Annotated in this window: 15 protein-coding genes; 8 read left to right on the forward strand and 7 right to left on the reverse strand. The window is 32.8% G+C overall.

Annotation, left to right across the window (positions count from 1 at the left end; translation table 11 throughout):
- Positions 1 to 314 precede the first annotated feature (314 nt).
- The gene (locus tag M0M44_RS07325) at positions 315 to 758 is read left to right on the forward strand and encodes a hypothetical protein (protein WP_248729177.1); all 444 of its coding nucleotides are present in this window, start codon (positions 315 to 317) and stop codon (positions 756 to 758) included.
- Positions 759 to 778: 20 nt separating this feature from the next.
- Here the strand turns inward: M0M44_RS07325 and M0M44_RS07330 are convergent, their stop codons facing one another.
- Entirely contained in the window at positions 779 to 1,687 is a 909-nt protein-coding gene (locus tag M0M44_RS07330) for a GYDIA family GHMP kinase (RefSeq protein ID WP_248729178.1), read from the reverse strand.
- Between the two features lie 96 nt (positions 1,688 to 1,783).
- Positions 1,784 to 3,097 carry a hydroxymethylglutaryl-CoA reductase, degradative gene (locus M0M44_RS07335; protein WP_248729992.1) on the reverse strand — a complete coding sequence of 438 codons (1,314 nt, stop codon included), beginning with the start codon at positions 3,095 to 3,097 and terminating at the stop codon, positions 1,784 to 1,786.
- A gap of 180 nt (positions 3,098 to 3,277) precedes the next feature.
- On the opposite strand from M0M44_RS07335, the gene M0M44_RS07340 reads away from it, so the two are divergent.
- The 6 genes from M0M44_RS07340 (at position 3,278) to M0M44_RS07365 (ending at position 10,539) form a co-directional block, all read left to right on the forward strand.
- Positions 3,278 to 5,449 (forward strand): S9 family peptidase, encoded by a 2,172-nt coding sequence (locus M0M44_RS07340; protein ID WP_248729179.1) that lies wholly within the window; start codon positions 3,278 to 3,280, stop codon positions 5,447 to 5,449.
- 35 nt (positions 5,450 to 5,484) lie between these two features.
- A complete protein-coding gene (locus tag M0M44_RS07345) occupies positions 5,485 to 7,161 on the forward strand; it encodes a peptide MFS transporter (protein ID WP_248729180.1) in 1,677 nt (558 codons plus the stop codon).
- A complete protein-coding gene (locus tag M0M44_RS07350) occupies positions 7,162 to 8,646 on the forward strand; it encodes a peptide MFS transporter (protein ID WP_248729181.1) in 1,485 nt (494 codons plus the stop codon). It abuts the gene before it with no gap.
- Between the two features lie 47 nt (positions 8,647 to 8,693).
- On the forward strand, positions 8,694 to 9,161 hold the full coding sequence (locus M0M44_RS07355) for a thioredoxin family protein (RefSeq protein ID WP_248729182.1): 468 nt from the start codon (positions 8,694 to 8,696) through the stop codon (positions 9,159 to 9,161).
- A 213-nt stretch (positions 9,162 to 9,374) separates the two neighbouring features.
- A complete protein-coding gene (locus tag M0M44_RS07360) occupies positions 9,375 to 9,827 on the forward strand; it encodes a thioredoxin domain-containing protein (RefSeq protein ID WP_248729183.1) in 453 nt (150 codons plus the stop codon).
- Positions 9,828 to 10,137: 310 nt separating this feature from the next.
- Positions 10,138 to 10,539, forward strand: a complete 402-nt coding sequence (locus tag M0M44_RS07365; RefSeq protein WP_248729184.1) for a thioredoxin domain-containing protein — start codon at positions 10,138 to 10,140, stop codon at positions 10,537 to 10,539.
- Positions 10,540 to 10,541: 2 nt separating this feature from the next.
- Here the strand turns inward: M0M44_RS07365 and M0M44_RS07370 are convergent, their stop codons facing one another.
- The 5 genes from M0M44_RS07370 to surE all read right to left on the reverse strand — a co-directional run bounded on the left by M0M44_RS07370 (position 10,542) and on the right by surE (position 15,346).
- Positions 10,542 to 12,566, reverse strand: coding sequence for a ComEC/Rec2 family competence protein (locus tag M0M44_RS07370; protein WP_248729185.1), 2,025 nt, complete (start codon positions 12,564 to 12,566; stop codon positions 10,542 to 10,544).
- 50 nt (positions 12,567 to 12,616) lie between these two features.
- Entirely contained in the window at positions 12,617 to 13,114 is a 498-nt protein-coding gene (locus tag M0M44_RS07375; protein WP_248729186.1) for a C40 family peptidase, read from the reverse strand.
- A gap of 5 nt (positions 13,115 to 13,119) precedes the next feature.
- A complete protein-coding gene (gene lpxB, locus M0M44_RS07380; RefSeq protein WP_248729187.1) occupies positions 13,120 to 14,241 on the reverse strand; it encodes a lipid-A-disaccharide synthase in 1,122 nt (373 codons plus the stop codon).
- A gap of 63 nt (positions 14,242 to 14,304) precedes the next feature.
- Positions 14,305 to 14,574, reverse strand: coding sequence for a hypothetical protein (locus M0M44_RS07385; protein WP_248729188.1), 270 nt, complete (start codon positions 14,572 to 14,574; stop codon positions 14,305 to 14,307).
- Positions 14,567 to 15,346 (reverse strand): 5'/3'-nucleotidase SurE, encoded by a 780-nt coding sequence (surE, locus tag M0M44_RS07390; protein WP_248729189.1) that lies wholly within the window; start codon positions 15,344 to 15,346, stop codon positions 14,567 to 14,569. The genes M0M44_RS07385 and surE overlap by 8 nt, the downstream gene beginning before the upstream one ends.
- A 213-nt stretch (positions 15,347 to 15,559) precedes the next feature.
- On the opposite strand from surE, the gene M0M44_RS07395 reads away from it, so the two are divergent.
- Positions 15,560 to 17,743: a carboxy terminal-processing peptidase gene (locus M0M44_RS07395; protein ID WP_248729190.1), complete on the forward strand. Its 2,184-nt coding sequence runs from the start codon at positions 15,560 to 15,562 to the stop codon at positions 17,741 to 17,743.
- Positions 17,744 to 17,757: the final 14 nt, after the last annotated feature.

A 17,757-nucleotide genomic window follows, 5' to 3' on the forward strand; every position in this document is an offset into this window, starting at 1 on the left:
CAAAACATTTAGTTTTGGGCTTTTTTGTTTTTAGTGGTTTCGCTAAAAAATTGGTTTATTGATAATTAGCGGTTTTAATTTTGTAAATCCAAACAGAGTTTATTTACTTTTTAGAAGTAAATAATTTTACTTTGTATTAATTTTCCTAAAGTATATAGGGATTATCGAAATTTAATTTGAAAAACTTGTGATTTTCAAAATATTACAGTTTATTTGCTCGATTTTTTATTTTAACATATTTTTGGCTTTTGCTGAAAAATAAAATAAGAAAGAATCCAAAACCAAAAACAATATCCTTAATAATTAGTCATTTAATGTTTTTTACTTTTAATTTTTTTAGAAAGAAGCCGAGAGTATATACCAAAATAGAAAGTCATATTTATGGGATTATTATCGAGCTTTTAAAAGTGGCCAGCACCGACATCAATGTTGATGAATTGGGTGGAAAGTATTATTTGAGTAATGAAGAACAGCATTTTAAGGTTACTATTTTGAGTAACGATTATGTGATCAGATTGACAAATACACATGATTCTGTTGCCGAAAAATATGATAAAGTTTTTGTAGAAGATGTTTTAAGAGCGGTAAAAGAGGAGAAACACCGCCGAATGGAAGTGGTTTACGATTCTATTACAAACAGCATCGAAAAAATGGCTGAACGCTTGCACAATAGACTTATAGAGTCTAATGAGCAAGAAAGCAAAGCTGTTCGTCGTTTGGAGACAAAGCACGTTAAAAGTACTAAAAGAGCTAATTAATGTCTTTTTTCAAAATTGATTTATAAAATCATTTCTTCATAAGTCAAAATCGTCTCATATCCTTTATTAAAGAAATAGTCTTTCGGATTTTCTTTAGCAACTACCATAACAAAATCGCCGCCCCAAGCTCCTAGACTTTTAATAACACCATTAAAATCGGGAAAAATAGCTTCTTTTATAGTTTGCATTTCTAAGACTTTGCTCAAATGAATTTCATGTTTCTGAACTGCTGAAGCAAAATCTTTTAATGTTTTAGCATGAAGAATCGCGTTTGTGATTTTATTGTTTTCTGCAACCCGATCTGCTAAATGATTATTCTTGTGGTTGTTGTATGAGAAAATAGCAGATTTGCTATTTTGTTTTTTATTCAAATAAACAAAGTAAATGTGCTCTTTAAAGTCTGGGTTAAATTCAACTTGTTTAACAAAGTTGTCTTTTATTCTGTACAAAACAGGAGTGTTGTTTTGAGCGCAGGCAATATCATAACCACTTCCTCCAAAACTATTTTTTAGTAGGGTGAAAGCATTAATTTCAGTCCACTGGGCAATATTGTTTATAAGAGTCGAAGAAGTCCCTAATCCCCAATTTTTTGGAAAACTCAAATGCGTGCTTACTTTATAACCTGTAGCATTATCAATAAACTTTGGGTTTAAAATATAAGCTTCATGCAGAATGTTGACTAAAGTTGATTTTACCGTGTCAATCTGAGAGTCTAAACCTTTTATGACTTCGTCAAATGAAATAGTCTCTTCAAACCATAAATGTTTGTCGTAATCATAACTTTTCCATTCGATTTGTTTGTCTTCTGAATTTTCGATTACTAAATCCTGACCAAATTTTGTAGGCAACGCAAAAGCATCTGCTCCATCTAAAACCAGATATTCTCCAGCTATAAAAAGTTTACCATTACTATAAAAGGTTGTTGACATGCTTGTTTTATTATTTAAATTCCAAATCTTAAATTTCAAATTCCAAACAGAAAAATTGGAATTTGGAACTTAAAATATTGAAATTTACAATTTCTGTTATTTTCTTAAGTTTTCAATAAATTCTACCACAGCGCTATGAGAAACAGCTGTTTTTTTGAAGTGTGATTTAATTAAATGACGCTCTTCATCGGTAGCTTCAAATTGATTGATAATGTTGTTAAGGTGCATTTTCATATGTCCCTCCTGAATTCCAGTTGTGGTTAACGAACGTAATGCAGCAAAATTTTGAGCTAGACCTGCAACAGCTACAATCTGCATTAATTCTGCAGCGGATGGTTTTTCTAAAATTTCTAAGCACAATTTTACTAATGGATGTAAAGAAGTTAAACCGCCAACTGTGCCAACTGCAAGAGGAATTTCAAGCCAAAAAGTAAAGATTCCGTTTTCGATTTTGGCGTGAGATAAACTTGCGTATTGACCATTTCGAGCTGCATAAGCGTGAACTCCAGCTTCTACGGCTCTAAAATCGTTTCCTGTTGCCAGAATTACAGCATCGACACCATTCATGATGCCTTTATTATGGGTAACTGCTCTAAAGGGTTCAACTTCTGCGATTTGAACGGCTTGAACAAAACGTTCCGCAAATTCTTGAGGATTGGTGATATGCTTTTCTGCTAATTCTTCGATTGGGCAAGAAACTTCGGCTCTAACGAGGCAGTGAGGCACGTAGTTAGAAAGAATACTCATTATGACTTCTAAGCTTTCACCATTTTTGCATAAGTCAGAATTTTGAGCTTCTTCTTTTAAAGTAGTGGCAAACTGTTCTAAACAAGAATTTATAAAATTGGCTCCCATGCTGTCTTTTGTTTCAAAAGTAGCATGAAGCTGATAGTAGTTTTCAAGTAAACTTCTTTTGTCTTTTAATTTGATGTCTAAAATTCCTCCGCCACGCTGTTGCATATTTTTGGTAATACTTTGCGTTTCTGAAAAGAATTTTGGCTTTAATTGGTCAAAAAACTGAGTTAGTTTTTCTGCATCTCCGCTGTAGGTAAAGTGCACCTGACCAATTTTTTCAGTATTGAGAATAGTAGCTTTAAATCCGCCTCTTGTCGACCAGTATTTTGCGGCTTTAGAAGCTGCGGCAACTACAGAACTTTCTTCAATTGCCATCGGAATTGTTTTGTATTGTCCGTTAATCAAAAAGTTAGGGGCAACTCCAAGTGGAATATAAAGGTTTGTAATGGTGTTTTCTATAAATTCGTCATGAAGCTGCTGAAGCTTTTCGTCTGAATTCCAGTAATTTCTTATAATATTTTGTGCCTCTTCAGGATTTGAAAAATATTCATTTGCAATCCAGTTAATTTTTTCTTTTTTGGATAATTTAGAAAATCCGGCAACAGCGTTGTTCATTCTCAATGTATTAAATAATATTGTGTGCACAAAGATACTATTTTAAGAGTTTTGATTGCAATCTATTTCAGACATGAAAGTACGCAATCGTTATTTTTTTTAACATTTAACACTTAAAATGTGTATTATGTTTATTTTTTTTACTAAAATTGGGCTCTTTTTATATTTAAAATAATTCTAATGAATACAAGCAAATTTACTGCAGTACTTTTATTCTTGACTGCGGTTGTTTTTGGACAGCAAAAAATAACTGTCGAAAATGTTTTTGGCGGTACTTTCCGGGCTAAAGGAATGGATGAACTGCAATCGCTGAAAAATACAAATCAATACACTGTTTTAAATGTGGATCAGGCGAGTAGAAGTATGCAGATTGATTTATATGATTTTGCTACCCTGAAAAAAGTATCAAATCTTATTGATACTAAGAACTTTAAAGAACTTGCCGACGGAATTGACAGCTACACTTTTGATGCTTCTGAAAAAAAGATCTTAATTGCTTGTCATTCTTCTAAAATCTTCCGTCACTCTTTTACTGCCGATTACTACCTTTATGATATCGCAGTAAAATCTCTGATCAAACTTGTTGATTTTCAAATTCAAGAGCCAACATTTTCACCTGACGGAACAAAAATCGCTTACGCAAAAGAAAATAACTTATATGTATACGACGTAGCATCAAAAAAATCTACGGCTATTACAACAGATGGAAAGAAAAATGCTGTTATAAATGGTATTACTGACTGGGTATACGAAGAAGAATTTGCATTTGTTCGCGCTTTCGACTGGAGTAAAGACAGTAAAAAAGTAGCTTATATTCGTTTTGACGAAAGTCAAGTTCCTGAGTTTTCAATGTCAATCTTCCATAAAGATCTATATCCAAAAATTGAGACTTTTAAATATCCTAAAGCGGGAGAAAAAAATTCAGAAGTTTCATTACATATCTATGATGTAGCTGCTGCAGCAACTAAAAAAGTAGATTTAGGAAAATATAATGATTTCTATATTGCAAGAATGCAATGGACAAATGATGCAAATGTGCTTTCTGCACAAGTTTTAAACCGTCACCAAGATAATTTAGACTTATTATTTGTTGATGGAAACACAGCTGCTGCAAAAGTAGTTTTGAATGAAAAAGATAAAGCGTACGTAGATATCAATGATAATTTGACGTTTTTAAAAGATAACAGTTTTATCTGGACAAGCGAAAAAGATGGTTTCAATCATATTTATGTATATGATAAAAACGGAAAACTTAAAAATCAAGTTACAAAAGGAAACTGGGAAGTAGTTTCATACTACGGTTTCGACGAAAAAACAAAAACTATTTTCTACCAGTCTACAGAAAATGGTTCTATCAATAGAGATCTTTACAGAATTGGTTTAGACGGAAAAAATAAAGTGCGTTTATCTTCAAAAGAAGGAACTAATAAAGCGACATTTAGTCCAAATTTCCAATACTTTATTAATACCTATTCTAGCGCTACACAGCCAACGGTTTATACTTTAAATGATGCAAAAGCTGGAAAGGAAATTCAGGTTATCGAAAACAATCAGGCTCTTGCTGATAAATTGAAAGCGTATGACCTTCCTTCAAAAGAATTTATTGTTTTAAAAACAGCAAAAGGAAATGAATTGAATGCTTGGATTTTAAAACCAAAAGATTTTGATCCTTCAAAAAAATATCCTGTTTTCATGTTCCAATATTCTGGCCCAGGATCTCAGCAGGTAGCAAATCAATGGAATAATTCGAATGATTACTGGTTTCTTTCATTAACACAGCAAGGTTATATAGTAGCTTGTGTTGACGGAAGAGGTACAGGTTACAAAGGAGCTGATTTCAAAAAAGTGACTCAAAAAGAATTAGGAAAATATGAGGTTGAAGATCAAATAGATGCTGCAAAAGTAATTGGTGCTTATTCTTACGTTGACGCTTCAAGAATTGGAATCTTCGGATGGAGCTATGGTGGATTTATGGCTTCTAACTGTATTTTTCAAGGAAATGATGTGTTTAAAATGGCAATTGCTGTTGCGCCAGTTACAAACTGGAGATTTTACGACAGCGTTTACACAGAAAGATATATGCAGACTCCACAAGAAAATGCAAGCGGATACGATCAAAACTCTCCGATCAATCATGTTAGTAAATTGAAAGGGAAGTTCTTGTTGATTCACGGTTCGGGAGATGACAATGTTCATGTTCAAAACACGATGCAGATGATGGAAGCTTTAATTCAAGCTAATAAACAGTTTGATTCTCAAATTTATCCAGATAAAGACCACGGTATTTATGGCGGAAATACAAGAGTTCAGCTTTACACAAAAATGACCAATTTCATCAAAGAAAATCTATAATTTAAAATCATAAACCTAATTTAATAGTGAATAATATGGGAGAAACACAGGTAAAAACCGCGCATCCAAAAGGGCTTTGGGTATTGTTTGGAACGGAGATGTGGGAGCGATTCAATTTTTATGGAATGCGAGCTTTATTAACTTTATTCCTTGTGAATTCATTATTGATGAAGGAAGAAGAAGCCTCTTTAATTTATGGAGGTTTCCTTGGGCTTTGTTATTTGACTCCAATGTTAGGAGGTTTTGTTGCTGACCGCTATTTAGGAAACAGAAATTGTATCTTATTAGGAGGGTTATTAATGGCGATAGGACAAATGCTTTTGTTTACAAGTGGAAGTGTTTTTGAGTCTAATTTGGACTTGGCAAAAATTATTATGTACTCTGCATTAGGTGTAATTGTTTTTGGTAACGGATTCTTCAAACCGAATATCTCTAGTATGGTTGGAAGTTTGTATCCAAAACAAGAAAAAACAAAATTAGATAGTGCGTTTACTATTTTCTATATGGGAATTAACATCGGAGCATTCTTAGGTCAATCGATCTGTCCTTTATTGGGAGATGTTAAAGATGCAGGCGGAATTAGAGATATCCACGCTTTCAGATGGGGATTCATGGCCGCTTCTGTAGCAATGCTATTAGGAACAATTTTGTTCTATTTCTTAAAAAATAAATATGTAGTTTCTCCGGAAGGAAAACCATTAGGAGGGCTTCCTTCTAAAAATGATGCTTCAGATTTTGAAGAAGGAGAAGCTCAGAAAGCAAACTTTTCTAATAAAGCTCTTGCTATGGCAGGGGTAGCATTTATCGCTTTAGGATTCTTTTTTCATTATGTTGTAGGCCAGAACTTAATTTATACGCTGATTTACTCAAGTGGTTTGGCGTTGGCAGGATTAATTATATCTGATACTTCTTTAACTAAAGTAGAGCGCGATAGAATTATTGTAATCTATATCGTGTCGTTCTTTATTATCTTTTTCTGGGCGGCATTTGAGCAGGCAGGTTCCTCTTTAACTTTTATTGCAGATAACCAGACAGATAGACATTTCTTTGGTTGGGCAATGCCACCATCGATGGTTCAGATTTTTAACGGAATGTTTGTAGTGTTTTTAGCAGTTCCTTTCAGTGTGCTTTGGGATACTTTGAGAGCTAAAGGAAAGGAGCCGATTTCTCCAGTAAAACTTGCAGCAGGTTTAGTGATCATTTCTATCAGTTTCTTCATGATCGCTACTCAGGTTTCTTATATTGGAACTTCTGGTTTATTGCTAGTTAAATGGTTAATCTTATTATATTTCTTAAATACTTGTGCTGAATTATGTTTGTCTCCAATTGGTTTGTCATTGGTTGGTAAATTGTCTCCAAAGCGTTTTGCATCATTATTGTACGGAGTATTCTTTTTGTCGAATGCTTCAGGTTACGCTTTAGGCGGAACTTTAGGTTCTATTTTGCCGGCAACTGGTGATAAATTTGCAAAAGCAAAAGAATTAGGAATTGATCTTCAGGCAGTTTTAGATAAAAAAATAACACTTTCAGCAGAGCAATTGGCTTTGTTGGATCATCATCAAATTAGTGCGCAAAATCCAATTTTTGCAGGATTTGAAATCCATAACTTATATGAATTCTTTATGGTATTTGTTGTCCTAACTGGTATTGCTGCAATTTTATTATTTGCTTTAACACCACTATTGAAAAAATTAATGCACGGTGTTAGATAAATGGAAAACAATATTACTTTAGAAGAAATTCAAAATTTTAAAGGCAAGTACCCAAAACAATTGTGGTACTTGTTTTTGGTTGAAATGTGGGAACGTTTTTGTTTCTACGGAATGAGAGGGGTTTTAGCTTTTTTTATGGTAGACCAACTAGGTCTATTAGAAGGAAAAGCAAATCTTCAATATGGAGCAATTCAGGCTTTTGTCTATGCTTTTACCTTTATTGGAGGAATTTTTGCTGATAAAATTTTAGGTTTTAAAAAATCACTTCTTTTTGGAGGAATTGTTATGATTCTTGGGAACTTGCTTATTGCAGCTTCTCCGCATGATTTCTTTTATTACGGGATAACGCTTTCTATTATTGGAACGGGTTTTTTTAAACCAAACGTTTCTTCAATGGTAGGAGAATTGTATCATGAAAGTGACGGCCGTCGAGATGCTGGTTACGGATTGTTTTATGCAGGAATTAATATTGGAGGTATGCTTGGTGGTGCAATTCCTATTTATTTAGGAAAAAACTACTCTTGGAGTCTTTGTTTTCTTTCTGCGGCAATTGTTATGATAATAGGAGTTATAACTTTTCTTTTGACGAAAAAGCATTTAGCGCCAATTGGAAATTCTCCGTTAGAAAAGCATACACCTAAAAAACGTAATCTTTACGAGATAGCCGTTTATGTAGGTTCTTTTGTTGTAATTCCATTAGTTTATATAATGGTTATCAATTCTGATTTTACAGAGTACTTTATGTATACTATGGGAATAGTAGCATTAGCGTATTTTGCATATGAACTGATAATGTTAAAAGATAGAAAGCAACAACGAAAACTTTTAGCTGCATTTGTATTTATTTTTGGATACTTTATGTTTATGGCCATTTCTGAGCAGTCAGGGGGGTCATTGTCTTTGTTTGCAAAAGATAATTTATCTAACAAAATGTTGTTTTTTCATATTGATCCTAATGTAGTAAATAACAGTATCAATTCATTGTATGTTGTTATTTTTAGTCCATTGGTCGGTCTGTTGTGGATATTAATGGCTAAGCGAAAAATTGAACCTAATACTGTTATTAAATTTGGGTTATCATTTATTTTGCTTGCAGCAGGTTTCTTTATCTTTTACTCTGCTAGATTTTTTGTAGATGCAGATGGCTTAAGTTCTCTTGATGTTTTTGCTTTAGGATACCTTGTGTATACCCTAGGAGAGTTGTGTATTGGTCCAATTGGAATGTCGGTAATTACAAAATTATCGCCTAAAAGATTGTTTGGAATGATGATGGGATTATGGTTTTTGTCAAGTGCATTTGGTCAGTTTGCAGCCGGCAAATTAGGCGCTGAAATATCTGATGCCAACACTGGAACTACATTAATGTCTAAACTTATTGCCTATACAGACGGCTATTATCAACTAGCATTATATTCTTTAATTGCCGGAGTTGTTTTAATTGTTGCTACCCCGTTAATTAGAAGATTAATGCAGGAAGTTAAATAATTATATTGTAATAACTTTTTGCATAAATTTGCATAAAATTCCTCGTTATGAAAAAAATACTACTCATCGCTTTGTTTTTAATTGGAGCCGCCAATATTCAGGCACAAGAATTAAAATGGTATACAGATGTTAGAGAAGCAATTACTGTAAGTAACAAAGAACAAAAGCCAATGCTAATGTTTTTTACAGGCAGTGATTGGTGTGGTTGGTGTATTCGTTTGCAAAATGAAGTTTTAAAGACTGCTGAGTTTAAAAAATGGGCTACAGATAATGTGGTTTTAGTTGAATTAGATTATCCTAGAGCCGTAGCGCAGACTCCAGAAATTAAAAATCAAAATAACGAATTGCAGCAAGCTTTCGGTATTCAAGGGTTTCCAACGGTTTACTTTACAAGCGCAGAAACAAAAGACGGAAGAGTTAATTTTAAAGGTCTTGGTAAAACAGGATATGTTGCTGGTGGACCATCTGCTTGGTTAAATGTTGCAGAAGGAATAGTGCATCCGAAGAAATTATAAATTTAGAGTAAAAAATATCAAAAGGTCCCTTACATTGTAAGGGACCTTTTTTTGTTTAGTAGGAAAAACTCTTTATAAAACTCTGGCGGATTGAGTAATATTTATTTTATTACGTTTAAAAAAACACATAATGTATTTTTTGTGCTAATAAAATTTGGATAACTAAAATATAATGTTAATTTCGTCTTGCTAATCTAACCAAAACCAATTTATATGACTAAAAAATTACTTATCCTACTGTTTTTTTTAGGTTCATTTATGGCGCAAGCACAAAACTTAGCATGGAGAACAAACATGACAGATGCTATTGCTATAAGTAATGACCAGAAAAAACCAATGCTGATTTTATTCACTGCCTCAGGTGTACCAGAAAATCTTCAAAATGAAATCTTTAAAACGCCCGATTTTGCTGTATGGTCACGTGACAATGTGGTCTTAGTAAAATTAGATTTGTCTGATATGAATGCTTCAGATAGCGATCGCGAACAAAATGTGAAATTAAAAAATGCATTTGGAGTTCAAGATCTTCCAGAAGTATGCTTTGCAATGGCGTCGGTAAGAAAAAACAAAACTACATTTAGTGCTTTAGGAAAAATAGCCTATAAACCTGGAGGAGCGAAAGCTTGGATTGCAGAATCAAATGCAATTTTACATCCAGCAGAATAGTTAACGATTTCATTCGACTTTTATTTTAATTTTTTTTAGTCCCCTTTCTGTTTTACAGGAGGGGATTTTTTTTATTCTAAAAAGATCAATCAATATTTGATTATTTTTATTAGTGTTTATTTAACATTTATTAAAAAAGAGTCAATTTATTGTCAATTTGATTTTAATGCTTAGAAGTTGGTTTTTAATCTCTTAAATTCTTTATTGGATTCTATTTTTATACTATTTTAGTTTTATTAACATAACCCAAACCAAAAATTATATGCCGAAAAAATTACTTATCCTACTATTTTTTTTAAGTCCATTTTATATGAATTCTCAAAATATAATTTGGAAAACAGACATCAATGATGCTGTAACTGCAAGCGCAGAAAAGAGAAAACCTTTGCTGATTTTTTTTACTAGTCAAGGTGTGAGTTCTCAATTGCAAAATGAAATTTTTGCTACTCGTGATTTTGAAGAATGGTCCCGTAAAAATGTTATTTTGGTCAAGCTTGATCTTTCTGATCCATCTATCTCTGATGCAAGTAAAGAGCAAAATTTACGATTAAAAAATGCTTTTGGTATCGAAGAAATTCCGCAAGTGTGTTTTTCCGAAGTTACCAGTAGAAAAGGAAAGACCAATTTTAATAAACTTGGACTTATTGGCTATAAAGCTTCTGGAGTTAAATCTTGGATTTCTGAATCGGATTCGATTTTGAATCCAGAATAAAATTACAATCTATAATATCCCTTTTCTTTTGTTGAATGAAAAGGGATATTTTTTTTGAGGCAACTGTTCTTCCAATATTTCTGAATCGAATTCGAATTCGATCCGTCAGCTATAACAATTTTAGGGCGAATATTTTGTAGCAATCGATCCAGATTTATTTTTGAAGTCTGAGTAAGAATTAAGATATCTGGATTCACTTTTTCTGGTAAAGTTTTAGTGCTGTCAATGATTAGAATTTTGGTGTTTTTAAAATAAAGCACATTTTTAATCTTTTTGATCCTAGACAAGGCAATTGAATTCCCTACGAGATACGAATTTATGTTTCGGTTGTTTTCCTTAATAGTGTCTCTAGTAAAAAGTACAAGGTTTCTTCCTGAACGCTCAGAAATGAGTGTATTGTTTCTTTCGTTGTAAACAATCAATTCTTCTCCTTTTTCTGTTTCTATTTTGGTTAAAATAAATGCAAGCTGGATCATAATAATTGAAGTCAATGCAAATAGCAATTTGCTAAAACTTGGCTTTTTAATCCAGATAATTGTGCTAATTATAAACAAAGAAAATGCCCATAAATGAAACAAATTAAAGCTGATGTCTCGGATAACAAATGAATCTAGAGAAGCAACAGCATGAATCGTAAGATTTAGCAGATAGATACTTTTCTCAAAAATCATTGTGATGAATAAGGGCGGACTGGTGAAAATGGCGATAATCATCACCACAATTCCAGCAATCATGATAAAGGATAAAATGGGAAGTATAATAATGTTCGTGACAAAAAATAATCCCGGAAATTGATGGAAATAATAAAGGCATAAAGGCAATGTGCCAATTTGAGCGGCGAATGAAACCGTTAAAGCTTCCCAAATGTAAACTGTTATTTTGTTCTTTGGTTTGTAAATGTTTTTTAAAATAGGCTGTAGCCAAAGAATGAAAAAAAGTGCGATGTAACTTAATTGAAAGCCGACATCAAATAAAAAATAGGGTTCAAAAAGTAATATTAGTAAAATTGAAACTAGTAAAGTATGGTAGATGTTGCCAGTTCGGCGTAAATGATTTCCAATTGCAAGAAAGGAAAACATGACTACAGATCTCAAAACTGAAGGTGATAAACCAGAAATAATAGCAAAACCAGCTAAGGAAATTAGAATGCAGGCTAGTTTAAAAAATGAACCTTTTTTTGTGTTTGGAATTGGTTGGAGTATAAAAGTGATAAAAAGCATTATAAAGCCAACATGAAGCCCGGAAACAGATAAAACGTGTGTAGCGCCAGAGTATTGATAATCTTGGATAATATCTTGTGATATGTCCTGCTGCTGACCCAAAATGAGCGCTAGAGCCACGTTCATTTCAGATTTGCTGAATTTTGACTTTTCAAGATTGAAAATTATTCGTGAATGCAATTTGGCACAATAATACCAAATGTCCTTTTGAATGTTTTTGTTCACTAAAATTTCTTTTTTGGAACAATAGATCTGAGCATAAATTTGTTTGTCTGCCAAATAGCTGCTGTAATCAAATTGATTTGGATTTTTACTGGGTTTATTTCGCTGTAAAAGCGTTTGAATTTTAATGCTGTTTCCTATAATTAGACGATTGTGGCTGCTGCCTTTTTGAACGTTTACAATTATTTTTCCAGAATAAACTTTTCCAGAAATTGTTTTGATAAGCCCAATGTAACGATCACTGTAATCATTACTTTTTAAATTTTCTCTCAGGATTAAAGTAAGAGATTGTTTTTTTTCAAATGCTGCTTTACAATGCGTGTAATTATTCTTTTGAAGACTTTCGGTATGGCTAATAAGAGTAAAAGAACCCAAGAAGAAAGATAGCAAGTAAACTGAAATCCCAAAAAGAATTGTTTTCTTGTTGTTTTTTAAATTCCAGACATATGTAATGACAAAAAGGGAAAGGCAAATTATTAGCAAATAATTAATTGCCAGAATAGGTATATGTATGTAATAAGTTGTGATGACACCTATTATAAAAGCGATTGTAATTTTTATTAACGGAAAATCTAATACTTTCATGGCTTAAAAGTATTAAAAATTTGTAAGAAAAATAATAAAAAAATATCTTTTTATGGAAGAATCCTATTTACCTGTTCAAAAGAGTTTTTGTAATAAGTTTCTTTGGTAGAGGAAATAATTACACCTTTTGAAGTAGAAGAATGAACAAATTTTATTTCATCAGAATTAACCTCGGTAATTAGTCCGACGTGATTGATTTGTCTGCTTTTGTTGGTTTTAAAGAAGATTAAATCTCCCTTTTTGGCATCATTTAACGGAACAACTTTTCCAATTTTTGCTTGGTCGAAAGAACTTCTCGGAAGTTGGATGTTTTCACTTTCGAAAGTGGTGTAAACCAGTCCAGAACAATCAAAACCGCTTTTTGTAGTTCCGCCTGCTTTATAGCGAACGCCAATATTGTCAGTGGCTTTTTCAATTAAATTATTAACCAAAGCTCTGTTTTCTTTTTTTGATTCGCTTTTTGTGCTGTTTTTTGATACCGCCGTCGAAGTTGATTTACAAGAAGTAACAGCAATTGCTAAAAGCAGAAAAATTACAATTCGTTTCAAATCAATTAATTATTTTGTTTTAAATCGGCAACAATGAGTTTTGCTGTGTTTTTACTTGCGCCAACTCCACCTAATTTTTGTTCTAATATATCGTAATTTTGTAGCACTTTATTGCGATGGCCAGGTTCTAATAATTTTTGAAGTTCTTCTTTGATTCGTTTTTTATTGCAATCTCCTTGAATCAATTCGGTTACAACTTCTTGATCCATAATTAAATTGACGAGAGAAATATATTTTAATGTAATAATACGTTTTGCAATTTGGTACGATACTTCACTTCCTTTATAGCAAACTACTTCGGGAACTTTAAAAAGAGCTGTTTCAAGAGTTGCCGTTCCAGAAGTTACCAGAGCAGCGGTAGAAGAACGAAGTAAATCGTACGTTTTGTTCGAAACAAAGGCGATGTTTTTATTTTTTAGAAACTGCTGATAAAATTCGTATTCCTGGCTCGGAGCACCTGCAATAACAAATTCATAATCTTGAAAATCATCCACAACGCTCAGCATTACGCTCAGCATTTTGGTAATTTCCTGTTTACGGCTTCCAGGCAGAACGGCAATAATTGGCTTTTCGCCTAAATTATTTTCTTTTCTAAATAAAGCTTCATCAAATGGGGGCTGATTCTGAATGGCATCAATAAGCGGATGTCCGACAAAATCTACAGGAAAATGATGTTTGTCTTCGTAAAAGCTTTTCTCGAAAGGCAAAATAACATACATCTTATCAACGTCTTGTTTGATTGCTTTAATTCGGTTTTCTTTCCAAGCCCAAATTTGAGGAGAAATATAGTAATGCGTTTTATAGCCTAATTCTTTTGCCCATTTTGCAATTCGCATATTAAAACCAGGATAATCAATAAAAATAATCACATCTGGTTTGAACTCCGAGATGTCTTTTTTACAGATTTTAATATTGTTTAAAATGGTTTTTAAATTGAAAACCACTTCGATAAAGCCCATAAAAGCTAGGTCGCGATAGTGTTTTACTAGAGTTCCGCCTGCTTTTTGCATTAAGTCTCCACCCCAAAATCTAATTTCTGCTTCTGGATCTTCAATATATAAGGCTTTCATTAAATTTGAACCATGTAAATCTCCAGAGGCTTCTCCTGCAATTATGTAATACTTCATGTTGGTTTTTTTGTAAATGTGCTAAAGTTGTAACTACTAAAGGGAACTTAGCAAAGATAAGATTTAAATAACTAATGTAGAAATTGCCAGAACAATCACGGCTAAAATTACGCCTCGAGCCATATATTCTTTATCTCTTTTGAGGAGAATAGCAAATACGGCAAGATCCAAAAGGGTTCCTATAGTAATTATTTTTCCGAGATATCCGTATTCTCGAATCATTTGAAATCCTTGCGAAATGTCAAATGTGGTAAAAAAAGTGATGAACAAATAGCTTCCTAAAAGAGCTGTAAAGATTCCGATTAAAAAACCGATCAGTATTTCTTTAGTCATTTAATTTCCAAGTATTAAGTTGTTGAATAGAGTGGTGAGCGGTCAAGTCAAATTGTACAGGAACTACCGAAATGTATCCATTTGCCAAAGCCCATTCGTCTGTATCTTCGCCTTTATCTTCGTTAACAAATTTTCCTGCAAGCCAGTAATAATCTTTTCCAAAAGGAGTTTGTCTTTTGTCAAACTTCTGTGCGTAATAGGCTTTCGCTTGACGGCAAACTTTAATTCCTTTAATTTCAGATTCCTTTAATTTTGGAAAATTGACATTTAAAACTACTCCTGGCGGAAGTTTATTCGCTAGGGTTTCTAAAGTAATTTTTTTTACAAAAGACTTTATAGGTTCAAAATCGGCATTCCAATCAAAATCTAAAAGCGAAAAACCTATTGCTTGAATACCTTCGATTCCAGCTTCAACCGCGGCGCTCATGGTTCCAGAATATATGACATTAATAGAAGAATTCGATCCGTGATTTATTCCCGAAACGCACAAATCGGGTTTGCGTTTTAAGATTTCATTAACTGCCAGTTTTACACAGTCAACAGGAGTTCCAGAGCAGCTGTACTCTGCAATTGTGTCACTATCTTTAGAGATTTTATCAATAAATAAAGTATTATTAACGGTGATTGCGTGTCCCATTGCGCTTTGCGGTTTATCTGGCGCAACTACAATAACATCGCCTATGGTTTCCATAACGCTAATAAGGGCTCTAATTCCAGGAGCCAAAATACCATCATCGTTGGTTACTAATATAAGTGGTTTCTCAGCTTTCATTTAATAAATATTATGTGTAATTTTAACAATTGTAAGATTTTAAAAACAAATTTAGGCGCATATTCTTTGGGATAAGTCACAAATACTGCAAAATTTGTCAACTAAGGTAAAGAACTTTTTTGCGAATTAAACATTTTTATATCTTTAACAAAAAATTATCGAAGCGTTAGCTCTCGTGGCATAGTTTTTAACGTAACTTAGATAAAAAAATTGATGAATGCTATTATAAAGTTTATGAAAAGAAATTATAAGATACTCATAGCCGTATTGTGCTTATCGCTTACATTATTTGCATTTAAGATGAATGCCGATAGGACAATCGACCCAGATCCAAACAAAGACAAGACACTTTTAGAATTATTAGCATTTGTTATTGAAAAAGGACATTACAGCCCAGCAGAAATAAATGATGAATTTTCTAAAGGTATTTTTAAGGATTACATTGATGCGTTAGACCCTTCAAAAAGATTTTTCCTTCAGTCTGATATTGACGAATTCAAACAGTATGAATTAATGCTGGATGATCAGTTTTTGAATAAAGATATTACGTTTTTCAACCTTACTTATACAAGGTTAATGAAGCGTATGGAGGAAAGTAAAAAACGTTATAAAACCATTTTAGCTCAGCCATTTAATTATAATGTAGATGAGACTTTTGATGCGGATTATGATAAAATACCGTATGCAAAAAACTTAACAGAGATTAACGAAAGATGGAGAAAACAAATCAAATTATCGACTCTTTCTTCTTTGGTTACAAAACAAAAAATTGAAGATGAAAAGAAGAAAAAAGATCCAGCTTACAAAGAGAAATCTTTTGAAACTTTAGAGAAAGAAACTCGTGAAAGCTCATTAAAATCTCTTGATGATAATTTTAGCGTGATTAAAGATTTGAATAGAGACTACTGGTTTTCTGTTTATTTGAATTCTATCATGGCTCGTTTTGATCCGCATACAAGCTATTTTGCACCAGAAGAAAAAGATCGTTTTGATGTAAACATCAGCGGTAAATTGGAAGGTATTGGAGCTCGTTTGACTAAGAAAAATGATTTTACTCAAATTGATGAGTTAATTTCTGGAGGTCCAGCTTGGAAAGGAAAACAATTAGAAGCAGGGGATTTAATCTTGAAAGTTGCTCAAGGAAATGAAGAGCCTGTAGATGTTGTTGGAATGCGTTTGGATGATGTTGTAAAGAAAATTAAAGGTCATAAAGGAACTGAAGTAAAATTGACTGTTAAGAAAGTTGATGGTTCTATTAAAGTGATTTCTATTATTCGCGATGTTGTTGAAATTGAAGAAACATATGCTAAGTCTAGTATTGTGGAGAAAAATGGTTTAAAATATGGAGTGATCTATCTTCCTAAATTTTATATCGATTTTGAAAACAAAGACGGGCGAGATGCAGGAAAAGATATTGCTCGCGAAGTAGAGAGATTGAAAAAAGAAAACATCAACGGTATTGTTTTAGACGTTCGTGATGATGGTGGTGGATCTCTTTCTACAGTGGTTGATATTGCCGGTTTATTTATTGAAGAAGGACCAATCGTTCAGGTAAAATCTGCAGGTAAAAAGAAAGAAGTTTTATATGATAAAGATAAAAAAATCGAGTGGGATGGCCCATTAGTTATCATGGTAAACAGTTTTTCTGCTTCGGCTTCTGAGATCTTGGCGGCTGCAATTCAGGATTATAAACGTGGTGTTATTATCGGAAGTAAACAAACTTACGGTAAAGGAACTGTACAAAACGTATTAGATTTAAATCAGTTTGTGCGTAATGCAAACTACGGAGATCTTGGAGCATTGAAAATTACAGGACAGAAGTTTTATAGAATTAACGGTGGTTCTACCCAATTAGAGGGCGTTCATAGTGATGTGGTAATGCCAGATCGTTATGCTTACTTAAAAATGGGAGAGAGAGACATTGATAATGCAATGCCTTGGGATAAAATTGATCCAGCCGATTACAGCACATGGACTTCTAATGAGAATTTTAACAAAGCAATTATGAACAGTAAAAACAGAATTGCTCAAAATGCTCAATTTAAGTTAATTGATGACAATGCGAAATGGATCGATGTTAAAAACAAAGAAAATGTATATAGCTTGAATATTAAGAGTTTTAAAGAAACTCAAGAACAAGTTGAAAACGAAGGAAAAAAATATAAACCAATTTCTGATTACAAAAACGATTTGATTTTTAAATCTTTACCGTATGAAGAGGATGAAATGAAAGCGGACGCTTCTTTAAAGGAAAAAAGAGATGCATGGCACCAAGCTTTATCTAAAGATGTTTATGTGGAAGAAGCGTTAAACGTATTGGATGATTTACAATCAAAAAGTCTGGTAAAAGCTACAGTTAATCCTAAAATGAAAAAGGACAAACTAGTGAAGTCTTAAGTTCGAGAAGAATT

Origin of the sequence: Flavobacterium humidisoli, from assembly GCF_023272795.1 — a bacterium.
Classification (GTDB): domain Bacteria; phylum Bacteroidota; class Bacteroidia; order Flavobacteriales; family Flavobacteriaceae; genus Flavobacterium; species Flavobacterium humidisoli.

What these genes read in the sequence shown, in the direction of transcription:
- M0M44_RS07325 (WP_248729177.1), top strand. Translation starts at nt 315, where the DNA reads ATGTTTTTTACTTTTAATTTTTTTAGAAAGAAGCCGAGAGTATATACC.
- M0M44_RS07330 (WP_248729178.1), bottom strand. Translation starts at nt 1,687, where the DNA reads ATGTCAACAACCTTTTATAGTAATGGTAAACTTTTTATAGCTGGAGAA.
- M0M44_RS07335 (WP_248729992.1), bottom strand. Translation starts at nt 3,097, where the DNA reads ATGAACAACGCTGTTGCCGGATTTTCTAAATTATCCAAAAAAGAAAAA.
- M0M44_RS07340 (WP_248729179.1), top strand. Translation starts at nt 3,278, where the DNA reads ATGAATACAAGCAAATTTACTGCAGTACTTTTATTCTTGACTGCGGTT.
- M0M44_RS07345 (WP_248729180.1), top strand. Translation starts at nt 5,485, where the DNA reads ATGGGAGAAACACAGGTAAAAACCGCGCATCCAAAAGGGCTTTGGGTA.
- M0M44_RS07350 (WP_248729181.1), top strand. Translation starts at nt 7,162, where the DNA reads ATGGAAAACAATATTACTTTAGAAGAAATTCAAAATTTTAAAGGCAAG.
- M0M44_RS07355 (WP_248729182.1), top strand. Translation starts at nt 8,694, where the DNA reads ATGAAAAAAATACTACTCATCGCTTTGTTTTTAATTGGAGCCGCCAAT.
- M0M44_RS07360 (WP_248729183.1), top strand. Translation starts at nt 9,375, where the DNA reads ATGACTAAAAAATTACTTATCCTACTGTTTTTTTTAGGTTCATTTATG.
- M0M44_RS07365 (WP_248729184.1), top strand. Translation starts at nt 10,138, where the DNA reads ATGAATTCTCAAAATATAATTTGGAAAACAGACATCAATGATGCTGTA.
- M0M44_RS07370 (WP_248729185.1), bottom strand. Translation starts at nt 12,566, where the DNA reads ATGAAAGTATTAGATTTTCCGTTAATAAAAATTACAATCGCTTTTATA.
- lpxB (WP_248729187.1), bottom strand. Translation starts at nt 14,241, where the DNA reads ATGAAGTATTACATAATTGCAGGAGAAGCCTCTGGAGATTTACATGGT.
- M0M44_RS07385 (WP_248729188.1), bottom strand. Translation starts at nt 14,574, where the DNA reads ATGACTAAAGAAATACTGATCGGTTTTTTAATCGGAATCTTTACAGCT.
- surE (WP_248729189.1), bottom strand. Translation starts at nt 15,346, where the DNA reads ATGAAAGCTGAGAAACCACTTATATTAGTAACCAACGATGATGGTATT.
- M0M44_RS07395 (WP_248729190.1), top strand. Translation starts at nt 15,560, where the DNA reads ATGAATGCTATTATAAAGTTTATGAAAAGAAATTATAAGATACTCATA.